The organism is Sedimenticola thiotaurini (genome assembly GCF_001007875.1).
In the GTDB taxonomy this organism is placed as follows: Bacteria; Pseudomonadota; Gammaproteobacteria; order Chromatiales; family Chromatiaceae; genus Sedimenticola; species Sedimenticola thiotaurini.
The window spans coordinates 950,351-974,490 of record NZ_CP011412.1 but is presented as its reverse complement, the minus strand read 5'-3'; the positions used below and the strand labels follow the sequence as shown (position 1 = coordinate 974,490).

At 49.4% G+C, this 24,140-nt stretch carries 19 protein-coding genes; 7 read left to right on the top strand and 12 right to left on the bottom strand.

Features of this window, described 5'->3' with window-relative positions; translation table 11 throughout:
- Positions 1-32: 32 nt before the first annotated feature.
- The 8 genes from AAY24_RS04295 to AAY24_RS04265 form a co-directional block, all read right to left on the bottom strand.
- The gene (locus tag AAY24_RS04295) at positions 33-1,487 is read right to left on the bottom strand and encodes a lipopolysaccharide biosynthesis protein (RefSeq protein ID WP_082117027.1); all 1,455 of its coding nucleotides are present in this window, start codon (positions 1,485-1,487) and stop codon (positions 33-35) included.
- 307 nt (positions 1,488-1,794) lie between these two features.
- Positions 1,795-2,841 carry a polysaccharide pyruvyl transferase family protein gene (locus AAY24_RS04290; RefSeq protein ID WP_082117026.1) on the bottom strand — a complete coding sequence of 349 codons (1,047 nt, stop codon included), beginning with the start codon at positions 2,839-2,841 and terminating at the stop codon, positions 1,795-1,797.
- 48 nt (positions 2,842-2,889) lie between these two features.
- Positions 2,890-4,137 (bottom strand): glycosyltransferase, encoded by a 1,248-nt coding sequence (locus AAY24_RS04285; protein WP_046858641.1) that lies wholly within the window; start codon positions 4,135-4,137, stop codon positions 2,890-2,892.
- A gap of 40 nt (positions 4,138-4,177) precedes the next feature.
- Positions 4,178-5,470: a 3-deoxy-D-manno-octulosonic acid transferase gene (locus AAY24_RS04280; protein WP_052761052.1), complete on the bottom strand. Its 1,293-nt coding sequence runs from the start codon at positions 5,468-5,470 to the stop codon at positions 4,178-4,180.
- A 41-nt stretch (positions 5,471-5,511) separates the two neighbouring features.
- A complete protein-coding gene (locus AAY24_RS19115) occupies positions 5,512-6,768 on the bottom strand; it encodes a hypothetical protein (protein WP_199930490.1) in 1,257 nt (418 codons plus the stop codon).
- 125 nt (positions 6,769-6,893) lie between these two features.
- Positions 6,894-7,226: a hypothetical protein gene (locus AAY24_RS04275; RefSeq protein ID WP_046858640.1), complete on the bottom strand. Its 333-nt coding sequence runs from the start codon at positions 7,224-7,226 to the stop codon at positions 6,894-6,896.
- Between the two features lie 20 nt (positions 7,227-7,246).
- Positions 7,247-8,218, bottom strand: coding sequence for a GNAT family N-acetyltransferase (locus tag AAY24_RS04270; RefSeq protein WP_046858639.1), 972 nt, complete (start codon positions 8,216-8,218; stop codon positions 7,247-7,249).
- Between the two features lie 52 nt (positions 8,219-8,270).
- Positions 8,271-9,491: an aminotransferase class I/II-fold pyridoxal phosphate-dependent enzyme gene (locus AAY24_RS04265; RefSeq protein WP_082117025.1), complete on the bottom strand. Its 1,221-nt coding sequence runs from the start codon at positions 9,489-9,491 to the stop codon at positions 8,271-8,273.
- A 211-nt stretch (positions 9,492-9,702) separates the two neighbouring features.
- On the opposite strand from AAY24_RS04265, the gene AAY24_RS04260 reads away from it, so the two are divergent.
- From AAY24_RS04260 to AAY24_RS04250, 3 genes are all read left to right on the top strand, one after another.
- Complete coding sequence (locus AAY24_RS04260; protein WP_046858638.1) at positions 9,703-9,954, top strand: acyl carrier protein; 252 nt, start codon at positions 9,703-9,705, stop codon at positions 9,952-9,954.
- Between the two features lie 14 nt (positions 9,955-9,968).
- The gene (locus tag AAY24_RS19375) at positions 9,969-11,681 is read left to right on the top strand and encodes a hydrolase 1, exosortase A system-associated (RefSeq protein ID WP_234422275.1); all 1,713 of its coding nucleotides are present in this window, start codon (positions 9,969-9,971) and stop codon (positions 11,679-11,681) included.
- A gap of 343 nt (positions 11,682-12,024) precedes the next feature.
- On the top strand, positions 12,025-14,331 hold the full coding sequence (locus AAY24_RS04250; RefSeq protein WP_046858637.1) for a tRNA wybutosine-synthesizing protein 4 beta-propeller domain-containing protein: 2,307 nt from the start codon (positions 12,025-12,027) through the stop codon (positions 14,329-14,331).
- Positions 14,332-14,378: 47 nt separating this feature from the next.
- Here the strand turns inward: AAY24_RS04250 and AAY24_RS04245 are convergent, their stop codons facing one another.
- Together AAY24_RS04245 and AAY24_RS04240 are read right to left on the bottom strand one after the other, a co-directional pair.
- The gene (locus tag AAY24_RS04245) at positions 14,379-15,611 is read right to left on the bottom strand and encodes a pyridoxal-dependent decarboxylase, exosortase A system-associated (protein ID WP_046858636.1); all 1,233 of its coding nucleotides are present in this window, start codon (positions 15,609-15,611) and stop codon (positions 14,379-14,381) included.
- Entirely contained in the window at positions 15,608-17,203 is a 1,596-nt protein-coding gene (locus AAY24_RS04240) for an acyl-CoA ligase (AMP-forming), exosortase A system-associated (RefSeq protein WP_046858635.1), read from the bottom strand. The genes AAY24_RS04245 and AAY24_RS04240 overlap by 4 nt, the downstream gene beginning before the upstream one ends.
- Before the next feature lie 170 nt (positions 17,204-17,373).
- On the opposite strand from AAY24_RS04240, the gene AAY24_RS04235 reads away from it, so the two are divergent.
- The 3 genes from AAY24_RS04235 (at position 17,374) to AAY24_RS04225 (ending at position 21,236) form a co-directional block, all read left to right on the top strand.
- Positions 17,374-18,951, top strand: a complete 1,578-nt coding sequence (locus AAY24_RS04235; protein WP_046861000.1) for an MBOAT family O-acyltransferase — start codon at positions 17,374-17,376, stop codon at positions 18,949-18,951.
- A gap of 2 nt (positions 18,952-18,953) precedes the next feature.
- The gene (locus tag AAY24_RS04230; protein WP_046858634.1) at positions 18,954-20,171 is read left to right on the top strand and encodes a hypothetical protein; all 1,218 of its coding nucleotides are present in this window, start codon (positions 18,954-18,956) and stop codon (positions 20,169-20,171) included.
- 87 nt (positions 20,172-20,258) lie between these two features.
- Positions 20,259-21,236, top strand: a complete 978-nt coding sequence (locus AAY24_RS04225; RefSeq protein WP_046858633.1) for a sulfotransferase — start codon at positions 20,259-20,261, stop codon at positions 21,234-21,236.
- A 35-nt stretch (positions 21,237-21,271) separates the two neighbouring features.
- On the opposite strand, the gene AAY24_RS04220 is transcribed toward AAY24_RS04225, so the two are convergent.
- Positions 21,272-22,420: a TIGR03088 family PEP-CTERM/XrtA system glycosyltransferase gene (locus AAY24_RS04220; protein WP_335337210.1), complete on the bottom strand. Its 1,149-nt coding sequence runs from the start codon at positions 22,418-22,420 to the stop codon at positions 21,272-21,274.
- A gap of 95 nt (positions 22,421-22,515) precedes the next feature.
- Positions 22,516-23,142 carry an adenylyl-sulfate kinase gene (cysC, locus tag AAY24_RS04215; RefSeq protein ID WP_046858632.1) on the bottom strand — a complete coding sequence of 209 codons (627 nt, stop codon included), beginning with the start codon at positions 23,140-23,142 and terminating at the stop codon, positions 22,516-22,518.
- 228 nt (positions 23,143-23,370) lie between these two features.
- On the opposite strand from cysC, the gene AAY24_RS04210 reads away from it, so the two are divergent.
- Positions 23,371-24,129: a S1 family peptidase gene (locus tag AAY24_RS04210; protein ID WP_046858631.1), complete on the top strand. Its 759-nt coding sequence runs from the start codon at positions 23,371-23,373 to the stop codon at positions 24,127-24,129.
- The last annotated feature ends 11 nt before the right edge of the window (positions 24,130-24,140 follow it).

The following is a 24,140-nucleotide window of genomic DNA, read 5'->3' as shown; positions in this document are numbered from 1 at the left end:
GGTCAGTGGATTGACTGGGACTGAACCTGTTGTCAGGCCTCTCCCTTGGCACTTCTGAACTGAATATATACATTCATGATCTCTTCCTGAACAGGATGCTTCAAGAGCCTGACAGATACGAACCAGGCCAGAGCTGCTGCGCATGCTTCGAGTGGCAGCAATAGCAGGTCATGAAGCCCCGTCATCCCCAGGAGCTGTGACGTCGCGAACAGTGTGAGGACGGTGATCAGGGTTACCTTGAAACTGCACAGCGTGCTTTTTACCAGATCAATATAAGTAAATTTAAGCGTAACGGAAAGGTGGTAGTTGTAGAGCATTAGCGCCACGCTCCAACTGAATATCCAGACCGCTGCAACCGTCCAGGTGGTAAACAGCGAAGCGATCCCTATCCCGATGATATGAACGGGTGCAATCAAGAGGCTTATCTGGAGTCTCCGCTTTACATGGCCCATAGCGATAAGTGCGTTTGGAGCCATTGAGAATACGGACGATATGAGTGCTGATATTGCCAGAATGGAAGCAAGCGGGGCAGCGGCCAGCCACTGATCACCGAATAGCAGGAGTATGATACGCTCCGAATCCAAAGCGACAAAGCTGAAAAAAGGCCAGGCGATAACGGTAAATACAGCCACCGCTTTGCGGTAGAGGATAATCAGCTGTTCTTCGGAATCACGATAGGTGGATGCAAAAGCCGGGGAGGCGACCCTGGTTACCGCCGCGGTTACGTTATTCCAGAACAGGTTGATCAAACCCAGAGCTCGACTGAAGATACCCAAAGCCTCCATTCCAAACTGTCTGCCGATGACAAATTCATGGACGTTTCTGTTGAAGGAGTCAATCGCACGAGAGGAACTGAACATGATACCGAACCGCCAGACATGGGCTATTTGCAGGGGATTGGGAAGGATCAGAGAGTCCCGTGGCCGGTAGTACATAATCAGCAGTGTCTGGATCACAATACCGGTCAGTGAAGCCCAGGCCAGGCTCATGTAGCTAAACCCCAAAAATGCCAGGGCGACTGCGGTCACAGCGTGAATAATGGTACTGCTGAATTGAACAACGAATATGTTACGGAACTGCATCTCGCGATTTAATAGTGCAAAACCCGGTGATGCGAGGGGGAGAATGACAAAGTTGATACAGAGAATGTTCAGTACATCGATCAGCGCAGGTTCGTTGTAGAAACTGGCAAACATATCACGGGAGAAAAAAAGGCCCAGGGCCATCAGCCAGGCCGTCATTGTGGTCAGTGCATAGGCACCGCTCAGTTTTTCCTTAGTGAGGTTTTTTTCCTGAATGATGTACTCGCTGACACCAAAATCGCGAAAAATACTGGCCACTGCGAGTAGCGCGGCACAGAGGGAAAATATCCCGATCTCCTTTGGGGTCAGGAGACGAGCCAGGATCATGGCGCTGATTAGCCTGATGATCTGGCCAAGGTGTTTCTCGCCTAGCGACCAGAAAAGGGAATTGCGTAAAGAAGCCATTGATTTATAAGGTAAATATTATTTTGTTTGATCAGTTTGATATCTGCTGAATCATACCATTATTTACAATAAATCTCTGTTGAATAATGGTGTTTGTGACTCTACTGGATAACTATTGAGTTGTCTGAAAGTCATTAATGTTTTATAGCAACTACAATGGATAAGTGGCTAAATAACAGGCAGGCTAAAGGGTAAGTCATGAAGCATATAACAAGCTAAGCCACACGAGATGGGAATTAAATGATATATAGAGTTTATAAACAAATACCATGGGATGGTGCTTTGGAGTGCTACCATAGGACAGTCATCACCATTTCATCCAGCGTTTTAGTATTCTACTAACTTTGTATGTGAAAGGTTCTGCTATAGGAGAAATTGAACTCACAATAGAGTTAAGAGTTTGCTGGTGCTCTGCTGACTCGTTCAGATAACGATCCGCTGCTTGGATGGTTTTTTCCTTATATTCAGGGTAATGGTCTGTGACTCGCTGAATTGCACTTTGCAGCGCATGTGAATCATTTAATGGTACGCAAAGCTCTGGCATATCAATAGCATTGAACAATGAACGAGTCTTTTTATGATAATCAAAACCGATAATTGGTTGGCCACAGCGCAAGCTGACGAGTAATGCATGAAAACGCATGGCAATTGTGATGCTCGATTTCTCCAGGCTATTTAAAGTGAAAGATTTGGGTACTTCTTTAATGCCGATGGATTCCAAGAGCGTGACATCCTGCAGATTGCCTTGATGTTCGTGCGTGAGGGAACCAAAATAAAAAGGGTATGGTAATACAGTATGGGCTATCTCGTTTACTGATCTGAGTATATCTTCAGGTGACCAATTCAACTCTTCCCATGATCGTAAGTTGAGCGCAATGGTTCCATTGAACTGAGTTTGGTGGTTAACCGGAACTTGGTGGGGAGACCACCAATAGAGATCTGGTCCTACAATAATACGACTATCCTTCCCAAGGATCTCTTTTGTATCAGCATCTCGTACCTGAAAATAGAGTGCATTTTCTATTAGCGGCAGTGTCTGTTTTAAAACACTGGGATTGCTAGTTTTTGCAGATATTCCCAGAACTACAAATGGTTTCCTTAGTTGCTGGGCAATTTTAACCCCATTTTGAAAGAAAGGATTTCCCGGCCAAATGCTCCCTCCTCCTACGACGATAAGATCGGCCATATTGAGGAAGTCTGTGCCAGGAAACCAGGAAGTAAAGAGTAGGTCGTGATCCTGAAAAATATTGCAGATAGATTGTTGTAAAAGATCATCCCCGGCATTCAACTTGCCATAATACCCAATAACAATAATTTTCAGCTTACGCTTATTCATTGAAATATTATTCGGCATATTATTTACTCACGAATGTAAGCTCATAGTGGATATTGGATGGATGGTTCAAGACTTAGCCAAAATGTCATTAATATCACGGACCCATTTGGTTGATATATTCTCCCTTGAATAGCACTCAATATGGGATAGATTCGGGGCGCCAGTCACTGGATTTTCTGGTTGTTTGATCTTCTCAATAAAATCGAGAATCGCCTTATAAATTTCATCGGCATCATTCAATGGTGCGATATTTGCCACATCTGATTCCAGCAGTAGTTTGGCGGTATCTCCGGATTTGTCCGTTAAAGCCAACACAGGTTTTTGCGCTCGCAGATATTCGTAAGCCTTGGCTGGTATCTGCTGGTTACAGCCGTCACCCTGCAATAGCAACAGCCCGTCGGCATCGAACATCTCCTGCAGGGCTTCCCGATAGGGTATGGGGGGTGCTAATCGAACCAGGTCTTCGATATTCAGCTCATTCAGCCAGGAGGAGTAGGTCTCTTCATGGCCACTGGCCCGCAGGGTGAGTTCGAAATTCTGCCCCGTGATCTGATTATCGTTTTTGAGTCGACTGATCGCTTCAAAAAGTTGTCTTGGATTTCGTTCGCTGATATAGACCAGCCCGGAATGGAGCACTCTTATCTTGCCATCTCTCTTTGGATGGGGAACCAGTTCGGCGTACTGCTTTTCGTTGTAGCCGTTGGTGACCAGCAGCCACTTCTCCTGGGCCACTTCAGGATAGCGATGCTGGTATTCCTGTAGTGCCCCGGGGGTGGCAAAGACCAGTTGCGCGGCCCGTTTTGCTGCTGTTTTCTCTATCCATTTAAAAAATTTCCACTTTATTGGGTCACTGGGATAACCGGGTTGGGCCATGGGATCCCTGAAGTCAGCAACCCATGGGATTCCGGTTAAGCGGTTGAGAATCGCGGCAATCAGATGGGCAGATGCGATGGGGTAGGTGGAGATGATGATATTGGGTCGATTGGCTGCAATATGGGCCAGACCTCGGAGGACAGCGAAGACAACCCAGGATTGCAAATTATCGGGCAGTGCCATCCACTGGAAATACTTACCCTTCACAGAGAGTTGCCTGGAGGTATCGAATGCCAATGCACGGATAACCCGAATGCCGGCTTGCACCTCGTCCAGTGTCCGGGCGTCTGTTCGCTCGTAGGTTCTTTCACTGGCACTCAAAATGGTCACATCCCAGTCCTGTTGCTTAAGGGCATTGGCCAGAGAAACTATCCTATGCACACCACTGCTTACTGCCACAGGAGGAAAATGGTAGGCGATCAAAAGCACTTTTTTTGTCATGTTTTTGTTATGGCAATAGATTTTTCATGCAGATGGTAGGTCAGGAGTGCTGAGTCAGCTGAGTTGCATCCAGTGTTTTTTGGACAGCGCCAGAGAGAGAGTGGAGTTGGCTCAAAATGTCGTGCTTCTCTTCCCTGTCCGATCTGTCCGTTGATATATGGCTGAGTATTATATCACTAATTTCCTGGACGCCATCCACGTGTTTTACCAGTCCCTTTTCCCTTGTCAGCTGGTATACCGGATAACTGGGGTATTGTCTGTTCCACTCCCCTGAAACTACGGTGAATTTGCCTAACGAGAGTGGTTCCAGAACATTATGGTTACAGCCGACATAGCATAGATTAGCAATGGAATAGAAACTTTTAAGCTCTCCGAAGGTGTTCAGGATGAGAATATTATTCTTATCCAGTGTGCTGCCATCAAGTTCTGTTTTCAGTCTATAAGGCAATCCGGATTGATCAAGCCTATCTGTCAAAGCACGCATGAACTGAGCGTTTTCTGGGTGACGGGGTGCAATGATGAAACGGATGTCCGGGCGTGTATTCCAGATATTAGCGATTGCATCAAACAGAACAAAACATTCATTAATGTCAGCTAGACAACCAGCGACAACAACGAGGGACTGCTTTTTCACTAGATTTGAAAGAAACTCTCTAGAGCTATTCTCGATGGGGATGGACTCAACATCCTTGATCGCATCAAACTTCATGTTACCCGCTACATAGATGCGTTCTGTTTTTGCGCCAGCTTTTATCAGCGAGGACTTAATATTCTCATTCTGTACGCCTATTGTTTTAAAAGTATTGAGGAAATCGTACTGAAATAGCCTAAGCTCAAGTCTATCCATACGGCACGCAGGTTTGTAGCCATAAAGCCAAGCATTGACTAGGTGTACATGGGCACCAGCTCTTTGGGCTTCTCGAAGCAGACCGTAAGAAAGGCGACAGGGCGCTTCAGACGGTAGAGCGGGAATTTCACATAGCACGAACTGTCGAGGAGGTAATCGCTTTGCCAGGATGCGAGCATCGGATACGCGGCCTGTCAATTCTATAACGTATGCTTGTGGAAAACTGTACTGGTAGCTCTCTGCGTAGCAATCATGATCAGTTATTAATATCAGTTGGTAGTCTTTTTCCAATGACTTAATAAATGGTAAGCAGGCATTCAGTTCTCCGATCGTAGAGCAGAATATCCATATGATATTCTGTTTTTTTTCTACATGATGTTTTGGATCAATAATATTTGGAGTGGCGACGTATTGATGTATTCTATCGGAAAAACTATTGAGCATTTCAAATATAATCCATTTTGCCGCATTGAGTAATTGCTTCATGTGACATTTTCCTGGTAAAGCGGGTCAGAATTTCATAGGATTTATTTGATCTTCATGGGTTGAGGATTTGGGGTAGGTGGCCAAGATTTCAGGAACTTTCTAATCAGTTGTTTTAGAAGGCCAGTAGTTGTCTTTTCATTTTTCCAATCAGACCATTTAGTCCATTTTTCAATTATGCTTTCTATAGGGATGGTTAAATCAGTTCTATTTAATGCATTTAATGGATCAAGTAGTTCCTCATATTCGCTCGCTAAATATAAGGTGGATGGGGAGATCTTATGAAGTCTTTCAAGATCAATCCCTGGAACAGAGAAGCTTCCTATAGTGTCAGGATCAATGCCTGATGCAATAAGCTCTAATTTCGTACGTAAGCACTTCTCACACTTTCCACAGTTTAAAAAACCATCTGGAATATCATCTGTTTTCGTGCATATGCGAAGCGGTTTTAATTCATCTGGCCATCTTGCAATAAATTTTACTTTATCTAGTCGAGTATGATCGGCTCCATCATGATATAAGTGGATATCTTGGTTGGAAAGATAGGGTTCGATTAGAGGTGATGTCCCCCATGCGTCCGGATGCCATAGGTCGTTTGTCGCTGGAATAAAAATATCTGTGAGCTTGTTAGATAATAAGTAACTAATCGAAGATAGTACCATTCCATGCCATCGAGCTGCCCAAAAATTAGAATCATCAAAAATATGGCGTATGTTGGTCCGTATATTAATAACATTTAGGTTGTTATTAAGACAGAAATCCTTAAACAGTTCAGTCGTGTCATCATACAGGTTGGTGTTACCTGGTTGGTTTTCTTTCCATCCTATATCAAAACCAAAGACAAAAATGATATCCCTAATTCGTAGGGGATGCTCAAGTGGTAAGGTAGTATGATTGCGCTTTAATGTCCAAAAAGAATCAACCCCGCCTGAAAAAAAGCTTCCTGCACGGGGTGCTCTTTTTTTGGTAACGGCTAAGTTATGTGTATCGGCTTCAATAGTGAACTCTTTATGATTGTAACCAAACCATCCTGATTGTTGAGCCAGTACGTATAGTATGCCGTTTAATGTAGCAGGATCTATTGGAACTGGTAGCTTTAAACGATTTTCGCCTTTGTGTAGTGCCGGCAAACTAAGGGCGATGGCTAATGCAGTGTTTATCGATATCTCATCAGCGACGTAGTCAGCAGGAATATTAAATATTACAGTGTCATTTTTTTGATCGTGATTCTCCCATTGAAGATCTACTGATATCGTAGTAAATAGTTTGTCTTTTTTTATTTTAGGAGCGTGCACAATCATTTTTTATCTCCGCGGGTTCATATTAAGGAAAAACTGAGAGGTTATCGGCGAACTTCCCGATACCAAATAATGATCAGTTTGATAGAAGTAAACCGAGAGCAGATCTAGTTGGTCAGTGCCTGCAATCAGCTTATCATTGTCGTGAAGCACAAATACAAAGAAGCCGGAGTGGCCAGTACAACCTTCATAACCTTTTTCCCGTAGCGTTCAAGAAGAAATACAGCCGGACTTAATTCTTTATCCAGGCCCTCGATATGACCAAGTATCCATACATGTACACCACTTTCATCCTGATGGGTGTGCACAGGAATATGCGGTGCTGATTCCCAGGCAATCAGTGTCTCCTGAACAGTTAAATGCTGTTTCTGGCATTCCGGGCACGGGGACTGGATTTTCTCATATCCGGACAGGAAGGCTTGGCGTATATTTGAATCTGGGTGATGAATCAGGCTATACATGGGCTCCCTGCCGGATGAGTTCAGAATTTTTTCAAATTCAGGTGATAAATTATCCTGCTGTCATGGCTCCACTTGGTGTGCCACTCCATCATCTTGCCATAGAACTCTATGGTCTTGATTCTTTCGCTATCGAATATCTCCTGGAAACTGTCCTGTCGCATCAGGAATGCCGGAGAACTGGTCGATATGCTTTCATTATAGGTTGTTTTTAATATAACCAGGACGCCAGCCTGTTCGATACAGAGATCACTGGCGACCAGATCATCGTTGTAGAAATACTGGTAAATGCACCCCTGTTCCTTATTACAAAAATCCTCCAGAAGTGCTACATAGAACTTTCCCTGTGGGTTGTTGATCTCGATAGCCGTGCCTTCTTGTCCTTTCCAGCCAGCACTTTCCAACTTACCGTAAGCTTCAACGGCTGCCCGAACCTGCTCAGGGTCCCTTATTGTCTTGAGACTGGGCTCAACACCCTCTTTTTTTAGACGATTTCTCTGGCGTTTCAAGTTATGGCGAAGATTTTTTCCCCTGGAGGCCCAATAATCGTCAAAAGTGCCGGTGGTGTCGACCGATGCAGTTTCAATATAGTCCATAGTCGATATGGGACCTTGATCTGCGGGACGGGGATAAATAGCCGGGTCCTGCTGGGTCAGGCCCAATTTCAGAACAATTCCCGGAAGAGCAGATGAAAGACTCTTCAGAAGATCCTGTAGGTCGTTATCTGAGTTATTGATCCAGGCACCAAGAGGGGCTTGGGATGGTTGGAATGTATCCCAAACACCGAATTTGGATTTGCGCAGAACCGCCATGGCGTCGATAGCGCCTGCTTCCTTATGTACAGCCAACATCTCTTTGCCACTGGCCAATTCTTCCAGGGAATGGATGATAAAGGCGGCATTGAGCACCGGGCTGTTTGAGCCCCGAAGATTGAGTTCATCCCACTGTTCACGGTAATTCCCGAATTCGCTGGCAGAATGCAGTTGCCAAGTCATGTATCTGTTCCTTGTTGTTGAAAGGGGAGAGTATAGTCGTTAAAGGCCGAAATCACGGTTCATCGTTACCAGAAAACTCCTGGCGAATATTGTCCACCATCCATTCCAACTCACCCTGGCGCAGTTCCTGGTGGCAGGGTATCTGTACCAGATGGCGGCTGTAGTGGTGGCTGTTCGCGCAGGTAGCTGCATCGACTTCATCGTCCAGAAACTCCCACCTGAGCAGGGGAATACCTCTCATGCGCAAGTTAATGAAGGCTGGATCAACCCGGTCCACGATCAAAGGGAAGACGTAGGGGACAACCCCTTCAGGTAGTTTTGGATAAAGCCTCTGACAGCCTGGCAGATCGGATAATGCGTCGGAGAGCCACTGGTAGTTTTTTATGCGTTTTTCAATGATGCGGTTGGTGGAGACCAACCGGGTTATTTTTAGAGAAAATAAGGATATGCGTGTGTCGATCCAGCGAGGTTCAAAATCAAAGCCACCATCGGAAGCGGCCGGAGCACTCTCGGTATAACCCTCTCCCTGGCGTGATTTTAACCATTTCCAAAGTAGGCTTTTTAATCTAAGTGGAATCCAGAGCAGTAGCTCAAGTAATTTTAGACGGTTGTATATGAAGGACTTTTCCAGTGTATTGAGCACACTGCGCAGTTCAAATGCTCTTCCGCCGGACTCGGTCTGTAACTGGATGGGATGGCTGGAGTTGGCTGTCAGAAAACCACCATCATTGACCGGGAAAAACTTCATCAGGCTACCGGCAGCGTAGGCACCGAAGCTGCCGAGAGGTCTATCCTGGTACCTGCTGAACAGTGCGTGTGCACAATCCTCCAGCAGTGTGATGCCCTTGTCTGTGCAAAACTGCTGCAGGCGATCGATCGGTTGCGGAAAACCAAAATAATGGGCCACCAGAAGAAGCCTGGTATTACTGTTCAGCTTCTTGTCAATATCTTCCAGATCAATACTCATATCCGGGTGAATTCGATAAAAAACGGCTTTCGCGCCAGAGTGCTTGACCGGTGCAATCATCGAACTGCAGTGATAAGCGGGTACCAGCACTTCGTCCCCCTCGGAGATCTGACATAGCCGCAATGCCTGGGCGATTGCCATTCGTCCACTGGTCAAATAGACAATCTTTTCGGTGTCCAGGATGTTGTGACTTCCGCTGCGCCCTCCCAGGAAAGAACCCAGAGAAAGGGGAACGGATCCGGGAATAAGCGTAGTTGTTGTTTCGGTCGCCGTCGGGGTAATGCCAGGATTACGTTCTACATCCATGTCGGGGGTTGCTTTGAGTGGGAGTTTTTATTCGGGTGAATGATCTGATGAGTATAGTTGAATCATATAATTACCTGCAAATCGACCCACTGTGATAGAGATAGGTGCAGAACGATTGTAAAATGCCTGTCCGGCCACTACGGGTTTAAGATGCGGCTTGGTGAAGTGGTAATTAACTAACTGAATTATATATAAAAAATGGAGAATTCCGATGGTAGCTATTGAAGATATCAAGGAGATAATCGGATCGGTCCTGCAGATCGGGGACAGTATTGATAGTTTTGACAGTGCAACCCAGTTGCTGGGAAGTGTGCCCGAGTTTGACTCCATGGCCGTGGTCTCCCTGATTACCGCTATTGAGGATAACTACGGCATCGTCGTGGATGATGATGAAGTCAGTGCGGAAATTTTCGAGACCGTTGGTTCACTTCATCAATTTGTCGCAGAAAAGGTTTCCAGTTGAAGGAACAATTACTGATGTATCCGGAGTTTCTTCAGGGACCGACAGGCCGGTTGTTTAGCATCAGGTACTTGCCGCCGGGGGATCATCTGCCGAATCGTTGGGTACTGCACCTGCCCGCCTTGGCTGAGGAGATGAACAAGTCGCGTCACATGGTCAGTTGGCAGGCCAGGCAACTGGCCCTGCAAGGCTATGGCGTTCTGGTAGCGGACCTGTTCGGCACAGGGGAGAGCGAAGGTGATTTCAGCGATGCGGACTGGTCGTGCTGGAAACAGGATGTTCAGTTCCTGTTGCAACAACTCAAAAAGCTGGGTGCAACCGATATTACTCTGTGGGGATTACGAGTGGGTGCCTTGCTTGCTGTGGATGTGCTGAAGGAGGCACCGGAACTGGTCAATCGATTACTGCTCTGGCAGCCGGTAATCAATGGAAACCAGGCGATGACCCAGTTTCTCAGGCTTCGGTTGGCGGCCGGGATGATGGCAGCGAATGGCGAGAGTATGACCGAGCTGAAGCAGATCCTGTCCACTGGGGAGATTCTGGAAGTGGCGGGATATGGCCTTTCTCCAGCGCTCTATACACAACTGTCGGCGGTTACACTGCAGGACATGCCGGTTGATCTGCTGACTAAGACCCCTGTTCATTGGCTGGAAGTGGTGTCAGCAGAAGGGAAGCCGCTAAACCTGCAATCAAAAAAGCTCGTCTCCAGCTGGCAGGAGGCCGGCTGCTCGGTGCATGCGGAAGCTGTTGCTGGAGAACCTTTCTGGACCACCCAGGAGCTCGCCATTGCAACCCAACTTATTGACCGTACAACGACTCTGTTGTCCCAGGACGTTGATGAGACTGCGGATAGCCAGTTGTCTGTCGACTGGGAAACTGTCAGCGATGTTGAAACACCACTGACCTTCGAATGCGCCGGTTCACGCCTGGTTGCCGTTCTGCACAATCCCTCATCAAAACGCAGGCGCGCCTTGCTGGTGGTAGTGGGTGGTCCCCAGTATCGGGCCGGTAGCCACCGGGAGTTTGTGTTGCTGGCAAGAGCGGTGGCGGACTCCGGGTACCCTGTTTTGCGTTTCGATTACCGGGGTATGGGTGATAGCGAAGGCGATTATACCGGTTTTGATAATATCCAGGATGACATCCGGGCGGCTGTAGATAGTCTGCAGGACCATCTGCCAAATGTGGAAGAAGTGGTTATCTGGGGATTATGTGATGCGGCTACCGCGGCCGCTTTTTATGCACCCGGTGATCCCAGGGTGAAAGGTTTAGCGCTGGCAAATCCCTGGGTCAGAAGCGAGGAAGGGGAGGCAAAGGCGTTTTTGAAACACTACTATATCAAGCGCATCCTCTCCTTGGGATTCTGGAAAAAAGTGTTACGCGGTGAGTTGAATATTGCCAAATCGGTCAGTTCGCTCCAGAGCAATGTGAAGGCGGCGGCAGGTGCGGAACAGGAGAACAGCGTTCCAGTATCCTCTGCTCCCGGTTTGGCAGTCCGGCTGGAAAACTCCCTGGGGGATTTCAATGGCCAGGTCCTGCTTATCCTGAGCGGGAATGATCTCACTGCGGCAGAGTTTAAGGATGCAACCAAGGCATCGCGGGGATTCCGGCGATTACTGGGTCAGTCACGATTTAAGCGGTTTGATCTGGATGCTTCAGATCACACCTTTTCCCGCCATGAGTGGTTGGATCTGACCATCGGGCGAACCATATCCTGGTTGGATGAGTGGTGAATTGCGGATCAACACCGAGTAACGAGTGTGCTATCAGGGCGTAGAACACACTGCCATCTCAGTATCACTGCACCAACCCGGTCAACATATCTATGCTAGGCTTAGTGATTGGTTGCACGCTGTTAAACTGTCTGAACTCAGGTGTGGTGGTCGACCGGACTCAATCGCCCAGGCATGGATGCCGGCAAATTTCGTTATGATCTGAATCACCGTTTTTTCAGGTGGCATGAAACCTCGAACTCGAAAAATGTCGGGTGATCTCATCCAAGCATCAATATCAGCGAATTCCAGACTGTGTTGTCAGATAGTGGTTTGGACAATCGGTAATTACATGGAGTGTGTTATGGGAAAAACTGTGTTTGGCAGAAAGGATGGACTGAAGTTCAGCAGTGTTTTGGGGAAAATTGTCAGTCACGGCCTTCCCGTTCTGCTCATCTGTTCTCTATTAGCGGTGTCACAACTGGTAACCGCAGCGGAACTGAATCTGCCTGCACCGATCAGGGGCAAAAATCTGGATGATTGTGCAGAGAAACTGAAAAAACAGTCCGGTGGTTGGTGCGAGATCAGGGTTAATGACAAACACCCATCAATCTCTTCTGTGTGGCCCGAAAAACTGGATAAAAGAATCCGCATGAGAACTGGTGGGAAGTCGATACTGACTGCCTGGAACAGTGCGGCTTTTGATGAAGAGAATCTGTATCTCTATTTTTTTGGGGGAGGGCATGCGGATTATGGTGGCAATGAAGTTTACCGGTTCGATCTGAAACAGGGTAAATGGAAACGATTGACCGACCCATCTCCTTTGAATCAACTCTATGTCCTGCTCGATGCCAAAGCGAGAAAGAACAAGCCCTGGCGGCGGCTTTGCTGGATGCCCGATCCCGATAAGGTACCCGGCAGCTCCCATACCTATGATGGGCTGATATTCAGTAAAAAAACCAGAACCATGTTTCTCTATACCTATGGTGCGGCTAATGGATCATGTTTAGAGGATAAAGAAAACAAGTATGAAAATGATCCATTGGTCCGTGGTAGCAGAAGAGTCGGATTTGGTTGGTACGAATTCAATCCGTCGGAAACCGACGAGCGGCACGGACTTGCACCGCTGACATGGCGAAAAGTGTTTAGTTATGAGCAACTGAAACAGAAGAATGTACATCAGAGTTACCCGGTATCTGCTGAATTGAAGGATGGCAGCATCCTGTTTGGCTCAAAGAACAGAACCGTCGTCTACGATCCGCTGAACGGCGATATTAACAGCGCTAAATCTTTGACCGGGCAGGCGGACTGGGGGGATGGACTTAAAGCTTATGATGAGAAACGTAATCAGATCTGGTCCATTCAGAGGAAATCGCTGTTGCAGTTTGATGCCTCTACCGGCCGACTCATAAATACCTATAAGCAGATTATTCCCCATGGCAAATCCATAGCAATAAACCGGGACGGTGAACTGGTCTCATGGGATGGTCGCTGGAATATATTTATGTTCAACCCCGATGCCGAAATCCCCGGTTGGCGACACTATAATTGGATGAAACAGGGGCCCCAGCAGGGCGATGCGCGGGTCTATGGCAAGTGGGTTTACCTGAAAAATTATGATCTGTATGCGGGTATATCATCCCACGTGACCGGTGTGTGGATATACAAGCACCCGAAACATATGAAGCCGGTTAACTATGCCCCCCACAATCTTGGTGAGCTGGTTAAAAAAACCGTGACTGGCGGCGTGCTGAAAGTACCGGCAGGTATTTATGGTCAGGGACTTTTTATCAACAGATCCATGACAGTGGATTTGAAGGGTGTCTCTATCCGTGGCGTCGCCAAACGAAAAGGGATTGTAAACGTCTCCTGTAACGGATGCCAGGTCAAAATAGTGAATCTCAACGCCGATGGAATAGCTGCTGACTGCCTGGGTGGAAATTGTGCCGGTATCAAGGCAGAGGGTAAAAAGTTTAATCTCACGGTAGAAAATTCCACGATTAACAACACCGTGATCGGGATAATTACAGATAACAGGGGTGGTGTTATTGAACTCAATAACGTCCTGATACAGAACAGTGGTCTTAATGACCGATCACGAACCCTGGGACACGGTTTTTACGCCGGTGATATCGACAAGGTGGTGATGAAAAACTCCATAGTCAGACGCTCTTTCGGCAAGGGGCACCTGTTCAAGAGCCGTGCGGCGGAGACAGAGATCGTCAATTCAGTGATTGCCGGACTGGATGGTCGCCACTCGCGCCTGATTGACTTTCCCTGCGGGGGGCATCTGTCGGTACACGAAAGCGTTCTTCAGCAGGGTGAAATGACGGACAATATCGACCTGATCAGTGTGGGTACCGAAGCGAAAAACTGCGGTGGTAGCGTGAGGCCTTCCAATGTCTCCATCACTAATAACTGGATTATCTTTGACCGGGACGAATCAAAAGATGAGCCCGCCTTTAATTATGGTTTTAACCGGTTTTTTACCTGGCGGGCACCGATTGAAAAAATAGTGGTGACCGGAAACCGGATTGTGGAATCGACCGGTCGATTCCAGTTTGATGGGGAAGACCATGTGCCGGATCTGTCGGATGGGAACCGGTTTTATAGCAGTCGAAAAGCGGCTGGGTTGGGGCCCAATCAGCTACCGGACAGGCCTTCCAGATAATGGCTCCGGTTCAGGATGGATTGGCAATTGCCTGGCCGGTCTATCTTCTACACCAGTACCTCTATCGGTGCGGGGTGGCTGAGAAAATCCTGTGGACTGGCACGTAATCCATAGGCACCCGATTGAAAAATCACCACCAGGTCGCCCGTTTCCATCACCGGAAGCTCCATTTTGTTGGCCAGGATATCCAGCGGTGTGCAGAGTGGCCCGACGACATTCACTGTTTCCATTTTATCCGATACAACCCGATTACCCACGCAGACCGGGTAATTCTTGCGAATCACCTGGCCGAAGTTTCCTGAGGCGGCCAGGTGGTGATGCAGCCCACCATCGGTAACCACAAAGGTCTCTTCCCGGGAGATCTTTTTGTCCACTACCTTGCTGACATAGATGCCGGCCTCTCCAACCAGATAGCGGCCCAGTTCAATGACAATCTCCGCCTGTGGAAGTTTTGGCCTGTACTTATCCAGCAGGGTATTCAGGTTGTCTGCTACCGGAGTCAGATCGAGTGTTTTTTCTCCCGGAAAATAGGGGATGCCGAAACCGCCGCCAATATTCAGCCATTGGATGGGGGAAGGAGCAGCATCGGCCAGGCGACAGGCCAGCTCAAAGGTGTTGGTTTGCGCCTCGATCAGTGCTTCGGGACGCAGGTTCTGCGATCCGCTGAAGATATGGAAACCCCTGAAATTCAGTTCCAGTTGTCCGATCCTTTTCAGTACCCCGGGCACCTGTTCGGCATCAATACCGAAGGGCTTCGGGCCGCCGCTCATTTTCATACCGGAGGTCTTGAGCTCAAAGTCCGGATTGACCCGCACAGATACTCGCGGGCGAATAGACAGGGTGTTACCGATGTTGGCAATACGCTCCATCTCACCGGCTGATTCCATATTGATGATGACACCCGCAGCGACTGCCGCTGTTAACTCCTTGTCTGTTTTGCCTGGCCCCGCAAAGCTGATATTTTCCGGATTGACTCCCGTGTCCAGTGCGGTCTTCATCTCTCCCAGAGAGGCCACATCCAGGCCATCGGTCAGGCCGGACAGATGTTGCACGACCGCCGGCATGGAGTTGGCTTTGATGGCGTAGTGCAGATGAATGGCAGCGGGAAGTGTTTCCCTAAGTGCAGAGATCCTCTCTGTGATGAGTCGTCGGTCATAGGCGTAGAAGGGGGTCTGGCCTACCCGTGCAGCGAGCCTGGTCAGGGGGATGCCACCTATCTGAAGTTCATTATCCACCACCGGATATTGCGTCATTTTTTCGTGTCTGGGGGTAGGCTTCATTTTGATGCGCTCTCCTGGAACAGCTCACGATACTGTTGGGCAAGGGATTTTCTGTCGATTTTACCATTCTGGTTTCTCGGCAGGCTTTCCCGAATCACTACGGCCTGTGGCACCATGAAATTGGGTAATGCCTTACGACATTGTTGAAGAATGGTCTCTTCAGTTTCACTCCCAACACCGGTAACCAGTAGCAGGATCGCTTCGCCCAGTGCAGGATGGGGTATGCCCAGTGCTGCCGCCTCACTGACCAGCTTTGAGCCGTAGATCACCTCTTCCACTTCGGTCGGGCTGACCCGGTAACCGGAGGTTTTGATCATCTCATCTTTACGGCTGATGAAATAGAGATAACCTTCCTCGTCTTTTTTGACCTGATCACCGGACCAGACGGCGATTTCAGTCAGCGGTATCTCGCTCAACTGGACTGGGCAGGGCTTGAAACGCTCGGCGGTCTTCTCCGGATCATTCCAGTAGCCCATGGCAACCAGCGCACCCCGGTGGACCAGTTCGCCCGGTTCCCCCGGAGCACATTCGGAGCCATCTTCCCGGACTACCAGGATCTCCGCATTGGGGATCGCCTTGCCCATCGATTCCGGGCGTACATCGACCTGGTCCGGGGGCAGGTAGGTGGAGCGGAACGCTTCGGTCAACCCGTACATCAGGTAGATCTCAGTGTCCGGCAGTGATTGCCGCAGTTTTTCGGTGGTTGCCCTGGGCATGGCGCCGCCGGAATTGGTGATATAGCGCAGTGATTTCACTGCAGCTTCCGGCCACTCCAACTGGGCCAGTTGGTTCCATAGCGGTGGTACTGCTGCCAGCCCGGTGATTCCGTAGCGCTCCACGGCCCGGATCACGTCGCGAGGCAACAGGTAGTCCATCAGTACTACTGAGGCACCGACACTGAAGGCGGTGGTCATCTGGCTGAAGCCATAGTCAAAGCTGAAGGGCAGAACCGCCAGCAGACGGTCTTCGGGTTGGTTGGTCAGATACTCGGCGACGCTCTCGGCACCCGCCACCATGTTGCGGTGGGACAGTACCACCCCCTTCGGATTACCGGTGCTCCCCGAGGTGTAAAGTATGGCCGCCATATCGGTGTCGATACGGCGATGAACCGGGGGCTGTTCTCCGTCCAGCGGAGGAAATGCCTCCTTCCAGTGCACGATATTCAGCGCCTTGATGGATGGACGCTTGCTTTCCGGGTTCCCCGTTACCACGATGCTGCGCAGATCGTGACAATCTGGCAGGACCTCGGCTAACTGGTTCAGGCGGTCTACGGACGTAATCAGTACACGGACATTGCAGTCCTTGAGAATGTAGGCTACCTGTTGCGGTTTCAGCAGGGGATTGATGGGTACGAATACACCACCGGCCTGGGCGGCTCCGAACAGAGCGAAGACGGTTTCCGGTTGTTTCGGTAGATAAACTGCTACCCGTTCAGAGGGTGCCAGATCCAGTGACAGGAGCCCAAATGCGACATCGCGGACCTGTGCTTGGAGTGAGGCGTAACTGAATTCCGCTTTTTTGTGAACCAACGCTATCCGCTCCGGCGAATTTTCGGCAGCGGTGTCGATCAACTGATGAAGTAGTACTGACATCCCGGTCTCTTTTACCCTTTGTGCTGAACGGTATTCTGATGGATTTGATCACATTGCTCTATATTGGGGGGATATTGTAATGTCTTGGCTGGGACAATAATAGTTGTCGGCACTATAGGGTGGTTTTCCAGGTATGCTACCCTCTCAAAAATTTGATCACGGAAGAAAAGGTGCTTTTTAATTCCCACCAGTTTATTTTTCTGTTTTTACCGCTGACACTGGCGGTATTCCTGATTTTATCCAGGAGAGATCAGGAGTATTCAATACTTTGGCTGGTGGCCGCCTCTCTGTTCTTTTACGGCTGGTGGAACCCGGCCTATCTGGGGTTGATTGTCGCCTCAATGCTGTTCAACTACCTGTTCGGCAGGTTGCTGGGAGCAGCACAGGCTTACTCTACTCCCCAACGTCGCTGGATTCTGGGATTGGGGGTCACGCTTAACCTGGTGACCCTGGGCTACTACAAGTACGCCGGTTTTTTTGTCCAGAACATCAATGCGATAGCGGGTACCGATTTTAATCTGGAGTCCATCATCCTGCCGCTCGCCATCTCATTCTTTACCTTCCAGCAGATAGCCTATCTGGTGGATGCCTATCGTGGGATTACCCGGGAATATCGATTTATCCACTATGCCCTGTTTGTAACCTTTTTCCCCCAGTTGATCGCGGGACCCATTGTCCATCACAAGGAGATGTTGCCCCAATTCCTGAATGGTCCCTCGTCCAGAAAGATTGCAGAGAATATCTCCATCGGGATAACCATATTTGCTATCGGTTTATTCAAAAAGAGTGTGCTGGCGGATAACGCGGCACTCTACGCCAGCCCAGTATTTTCCGCTGCTGAAGGCGGGGGGGAGTTATCCCTGCTGGTCGCCTGGGGCGGTGCGTTGGCGTATACCATGCAACTCTACTTCGATTTCTCTGGCTACTCCGATATGGCCATCGGTGCGGCAAGGATGTTTGGTATCAAGTTGCCATTGAATTTTCACTCGCCCTACAAAGCGACCAGTATTGTGGAATTCTGGCGACGCTGGCACATGACCCTGTCCCGTTTTCTTCGAGACTATCTCTATATACCGTTGGGCGGGAACAAACGGGGGCCGTTCAATCGGTACAGAAATCTTTTTCTCACAATGCTGCTGGGTGGTCTGTGGCATGGGGCTGGCTGGACTTTTGTCGCCTGGGGGGCGCTGCACGGTTTCTATCTGATAGTGAACCATGCCTGGCATCGGGGTAGGGCGTTGATATTCGGTGATAGTCGACCCGGCTCCCCGGTTGGCAAACTGGCTGCGTGGCTGCTTACTTTTGTGGCGGTCGTTGTTGGCTGGGTGTTCTTCAGGGCGACCAGTTTCTCTTCAGCAATCACCATTCTGGAAGGGATGGCTGGATTAAACGGTGTTGAACTACCCAACGCCATTATGGCCAGACTGGGTGGCATAGGTCAGCAATTGCAGTCCTGGGGAATCGGAGCCTACCTGGGTGGTGGTACCCAGTTTATCTTGACCTGGGGCTGGGTCGTCCTGTTGATGCTGGCGGCGATACTGTTTCCCAATACTCAGCAGATCATGTCCCGCTTCGAACCGGCCTTGGCTCCTTACCACCATCCGGAATCGGCGGCCCATTCCATCAGAACCCTGCTGCCCTTCAAGTGGAGTCCTAGCGGAGCCTGGGCAGTCATGACTGCACTGATTGCGGCACTGGGTGTGCTGGCCCTTACCTCCGTTTCAGAGTTTCTCTATTTTCAGTTTTGAACATGATTAATAAAACCCATTCCAGTTATCTGAAGCGTTTCTCCATTGTGTTTCTGCTGCTCATACTGGCTTTTGGGGGCCTGAACTATCTTATCGATCCCTACGGGCTGTTCGGAACCAGCCGCGTTGAAGGGTTGTCAAAAATAAAACCTGCTGCGGCAACCCATCTGCGTTTAAGCAAACCCTATCAAGTGAGACGCTACCAACCGAAAACCCTTATTGCCGGAAACTCAAGACCGGAGATGGGTATGGATCCGGCACATGCCTGTTGGCCGGATAGTTTCAGGCCGGTCTACAATCTTGGCCTGCCTGGAGTAGGTGTCTATCGGCAGGCGCGGTCGATACAGCATGCAATTTACAACAGTGATGTCCGCCTGATTCTCTGGGGAGTCGATTTTTCTGACTTTCTTTCAACCCGACACAAGGCTCCGGAACCGGGACAATGGCCACCAGCACAGCAGACCTATGAATCCAACTTGGTGGTTACTGCCGCCGGTGAGGAGAATCGGCATTACCGTGTCAATACCCTGAAAACCTACCTGGAGACGCTGATCTCGCTGGATACCACCTCCGATTCCTTGATGACGATCCTGCAGCAGGGTAATCAATACAGTTCCAACCGTTTGGAGAACGGTTTCAATCCGGCAAAAGATTATGTACCGATTATTCGGAATGAAGGGCAGCAGGTCCTGTTTCAGCAGAAGATGGGGGAGATTGAGAGGCGATTTTCAAGGCCGGGACAATCTGTTCTTGGGGAGGCCGGGAACAGTTCAAAGCAGTTCAGGAGTCTGGCGTATCTGTTGAATAGCGTTGATAAACAGAAAACCCAGGTTTATCTCTTTATTAATCCCTATCATGTGGAGTACCTTCGGGCTATCCATAGCAAAGGGTTATGGGAACAGTTCGAGCAGTGGAAATTGCGATTGCTGGCGATTGCGGATCAACATCATGCTCCACTATGGGACTTCTCTATCATTACCCCGTATAACTCGGAGCCCGCTCCTGCCTCAGCTACAGCAGCGGATGAACTGAAGTGGTTTTGGGAGCCGGCCCATTATAAGCAGAATGTGGGCAGTCTGATGCTGGCCAGCATGGTGCCGGGATGGTGTCAAAAAAACCTGGAAACACCGGTGGGGGTGAAGTTGAATTCGAATAATATTGATAGCGTACTCAAGATTGAACGGCTGAAAATTGGTAACATATCCACCAAGGTCAAATGAGAGTTTGGTCGGCAGTCCCGTATCAACAGGTACTTGGATCATTCAGTTTGTAATCTGTCTGTTTAAACCAGGGAAGTAAATACGATAATGGATCGAATAATTTTTGCATATGGATCGGGCCGGTCTGGCACCACACTACTGGCCAAACTGATCGACTCTTCCCGCTCGGTTATCTATCGACATGAGCCCGATAAGACTTCACCCAATAGTGATATTCCCTTCCTTCCTGAAGCAGAGCAGTATCAGGAGTATGCAGACGCTTCCCGCCGTTACCTGGAGCAACTACGCAATGATCGGTCTGCTTTTGTAAATGGAAAAAAACCCTGGTTTGAGAAAAGGTTTCGAAAACCCTCCGGCACGCTGTTGCGTCGATTTCTTATTCCTGCAGCCACCCTTGCGGAGAAAGCCGGTCTGAATTTGCCGATTCCCGATTTAGCCAAGGATAACAATTACACAACTGTAATAAAATCCGTCAACTCCCTGGGCAGGGTGCCGATGTTCGCACAGGCTCTGCCCGAGATGAAATTTATCCATATTGTAAGGCATCCCGGCGCGATTATTGCCTCCCAACTGCGGGGTATCGAACAGAATAAAATGGGGCAGGATCTGTTCATAAACTCGGTATCTAAAATGTCCAATGCGCGGAATTTTTCAATCGATATCGAGACGATATCAACCGCCACGTTTGAAGAGCAGAGCGCTTATATCTGGATGGTACAAAATGACAAGAGTTTCCGGGAACTCTCGGACAGCCCGAACTATATGCTTATTTCATACGAGGATCTGTGTGTAAACATGCCTGACCGGGTTGAGGCGCTTTGTCAGTTCATGGGAGTCCCTTTTGATAGCCAGATGCAACAGTTTATTGCAACGCTTTCCAGGACGGATGGGGAGTCGGGCTACTTTTCGGTCATGAAGAATCCACTCGCCAATATCGATAAGTGGGAGACCACGATTGATTCTGACACTGCTGAAAAAATTGTGGGCATTATCGGGCAATCCGAAATCGGCCGTTTTGTAATGGAAAAGTATCAGGCGGCCAAACAATCCATCGCCAATAGGTAAGATCGTAATGTTAGCAGTGTAGAGTTGCTGCCGGTTTATGGTCTCATCAGCAGGTCGTCGTAAACCCCCATGTATCGCTCCACCATAGCTTTGATGCTGAATTTCTCCTCGACCCGTTGCCGCGCTGCTGCCCCATGGGATTCCAGGAGTGCCGGATTACGCAGATAAAGCGCCAGCGCGTCGGCCAGAGCAGGGCTGTCCGCGGGTGGTATCAGGGTGCCTGTTACCCCGTCCACCACCAGTTCCGGGTTTCCGCCCACTGCCGTGGCTATGACGGGTAATCCGCATGACATGGCCTCCAGCAGGGTGTTAGATATTCCTTCCGCCAGAGAGGGGAGAACAAACAGATCAATCGCTGGAAGCAGCTCGTTGACATCATCCCGTGCGCCGGGTGCCCAGACCAGGTCCGCATAACCCGCATCTGCCAATCTCCCCAGAACCGGTTCACGCAGCGGGCCGTCACCGATCATCACCAGCCGCGCGATGCTTTTCAGGTCCGGATTCTTGTTCAGCAGCAGGATAAACCCTTCGGCCAGATTCATCTGATCCTTTACCGATTGAAAGCGCCCAACAGTACCGATGACTATGGCGCCTGCTGGCGTGAAACTTCCGCCGACCGGCAGGTCCGGCTTCTCTCCCTGTACTGGTTTGAATCTATCCGTATCCACGCCGTTGTAGATCTGGCTGATGCGGGAGCTATGGATGCCGATTTTTTCCGTCAGGTATCGCTCGAGATCTTGTGAGAGTGGTATATAACGGTTTATCAGGGGACGGTGCAGGCGGCGCAAAAGTTGCAGTTTTTTGTTGCTGCCATCCAGATCATCCATATCCCGGCCGTGTTCACCATGAACCCGGTGTTTGATACCGGCCAGATAGGCGGGCAACAGGGCATCCAGTCCGGATAGGTTGCGGGAGTGGAGAATGGTCGGTTTTAAATCTCTGAACAGTTTGAACAGGCGCCACTTTGTTGCTGGATCCCGTCCCGGTTTTTTATGCATGGCAATCACCGGCACATCATCCCTTTGCAGCCGGTCCCGGAAGTCTGAAAAATCATCCATGCAGATGATGGCGTGCCGATAACGCTGTTCCGGTATACGATTGATCAGGTTGATCAGGCCATTTTCCAGACCACCAATCCAGAGGTGGTGGATAACGTGTGCGATAAGGGGCGGGGGCGATGTCATAAGGCCCTGTTAATCTAAATAATTAATGCTGTCTGCAGTGGTTTAAGCGGGTGATGCCGTTACCAGATCCATGGATGTGAACAGGCACTATCGATTTATCCATTCACCGATTTATTCCGATTACCGGGGACCACAATCTCTTTTTTTGTCAGATAATCAATAATCTGTTCTACGCATTCATTGATGTTTTGTACGCTGGTATCCAGGACGATCTCGGGATTTTCCGGCTCCTCGTAAGGTGACGATATACCGGTATACCCCTTGATCAAGCCCGCCCGGGCTTTCTGGTAGAGGCCTTTCGGGTCGCGTGTCTCACACACTTCCAGCGGACACTTCACATGGATCTCAATAAAATCCCCTTCATCGACCAGTTCACGCGCCCGCTGCCGATCGGCGCGAAATGGGGAAATAAAGGCACATAGGGCGATGACCCCGGCATCGATGAAAAGCTTTGAGACTTCACCGATGCGTCGTATATTTTCATTCCGATCCTTATCGGAGAAACCCAGATCGCCGCACAGGCCATGTCTGACGTTGTCACCATCGAGCACATAGGTCTTTGCGCCGAGCTGGTAGAGACTCTCTTCCAGGGCATGGGCGATGGTCGATTTTCCTGCCCCGGATAGACCGGTAAACCAAAGAATGACGCTTTTATGGCCATTGTTCTGAGCTCGCCTGTCACGGGTGACGGTGGGTCGGTGCCAGACTACGTTGTTATCCATCAGATGCTTTCCTTGTGGCTCGTCAGATAGAGTGGTTACCGGTATTGCTGTTGTTGAATATTCAAATAATGGCCTATCATGCCGGACCAGCTTTCCCGGTTGGCAGAGTTTACCCTGAATACCGATCCGGTTTTAGTGGAATTTTAGGACTCCGGGATAGGTTCTCACTGAATTGAGGCAATTATCCATTTACACATCAACTTGATGGGAAATTAAGGGGTATTACCGATGCGATTACACGGCCTGGCTTTTTACGCTGCCGTCCTGTTGGGCCTGTTTTGCCATGGGGCAAACAGCGCCGACCTGCCTGATATTATTGATCGAATCCGGCCCAGTATAGTCTCGGTGGGCACAGTGATGCCGTTGCGCCGCCCATCGGCCCAGTTTCGGGGCACCGGCTTTGTGGTGGGAGATGGCCGTCATATTGTGACGAATCATCATGTATTGCCGGAACTGATCGATCATGCCAAACGGGAGACCCTGGCAGTATTCAGCGGGCGGGGCAGTAAGGCCACCGTCCATCCGGCCAAGATCGTGAACAGTGATCCGGAACACGATCTGGTGCTGCTGGAGATCAGCAATGGCCCCTTACCGGCTATGTCCCTGGCACCTGAGAGCAGAATCCGGGAAGGGGAGGAGATTGCTTTTACCGGTTTCCCCATCGGTACCGTGCTGGGACTTTATCCGGTGACCCATCGGGGCATTATTTCAGCCATCACCCCCATCGTTATACCCTCAAACAATTCCAAAGACCTGACAGCCAAGCAGATTATGCGTATGCGCAATCGGTTTGAGGTGTACCAGTTGGATGGCACGGCCTATCCCGGCAACAGTGGCAGTCCTGTCTACGATGCCCAATCGGGCAAGGTTGTGGGGGTGTTGAACAGTGTCTTTGTGAAAGATACCAAAGAAACCCTGCTGGAGCGTCCCTCCGGCATCAGCTATGCCATTCCGGTCAAGTACGTACATGAACTGCTGAAACGGTGAACCAGGCCTGA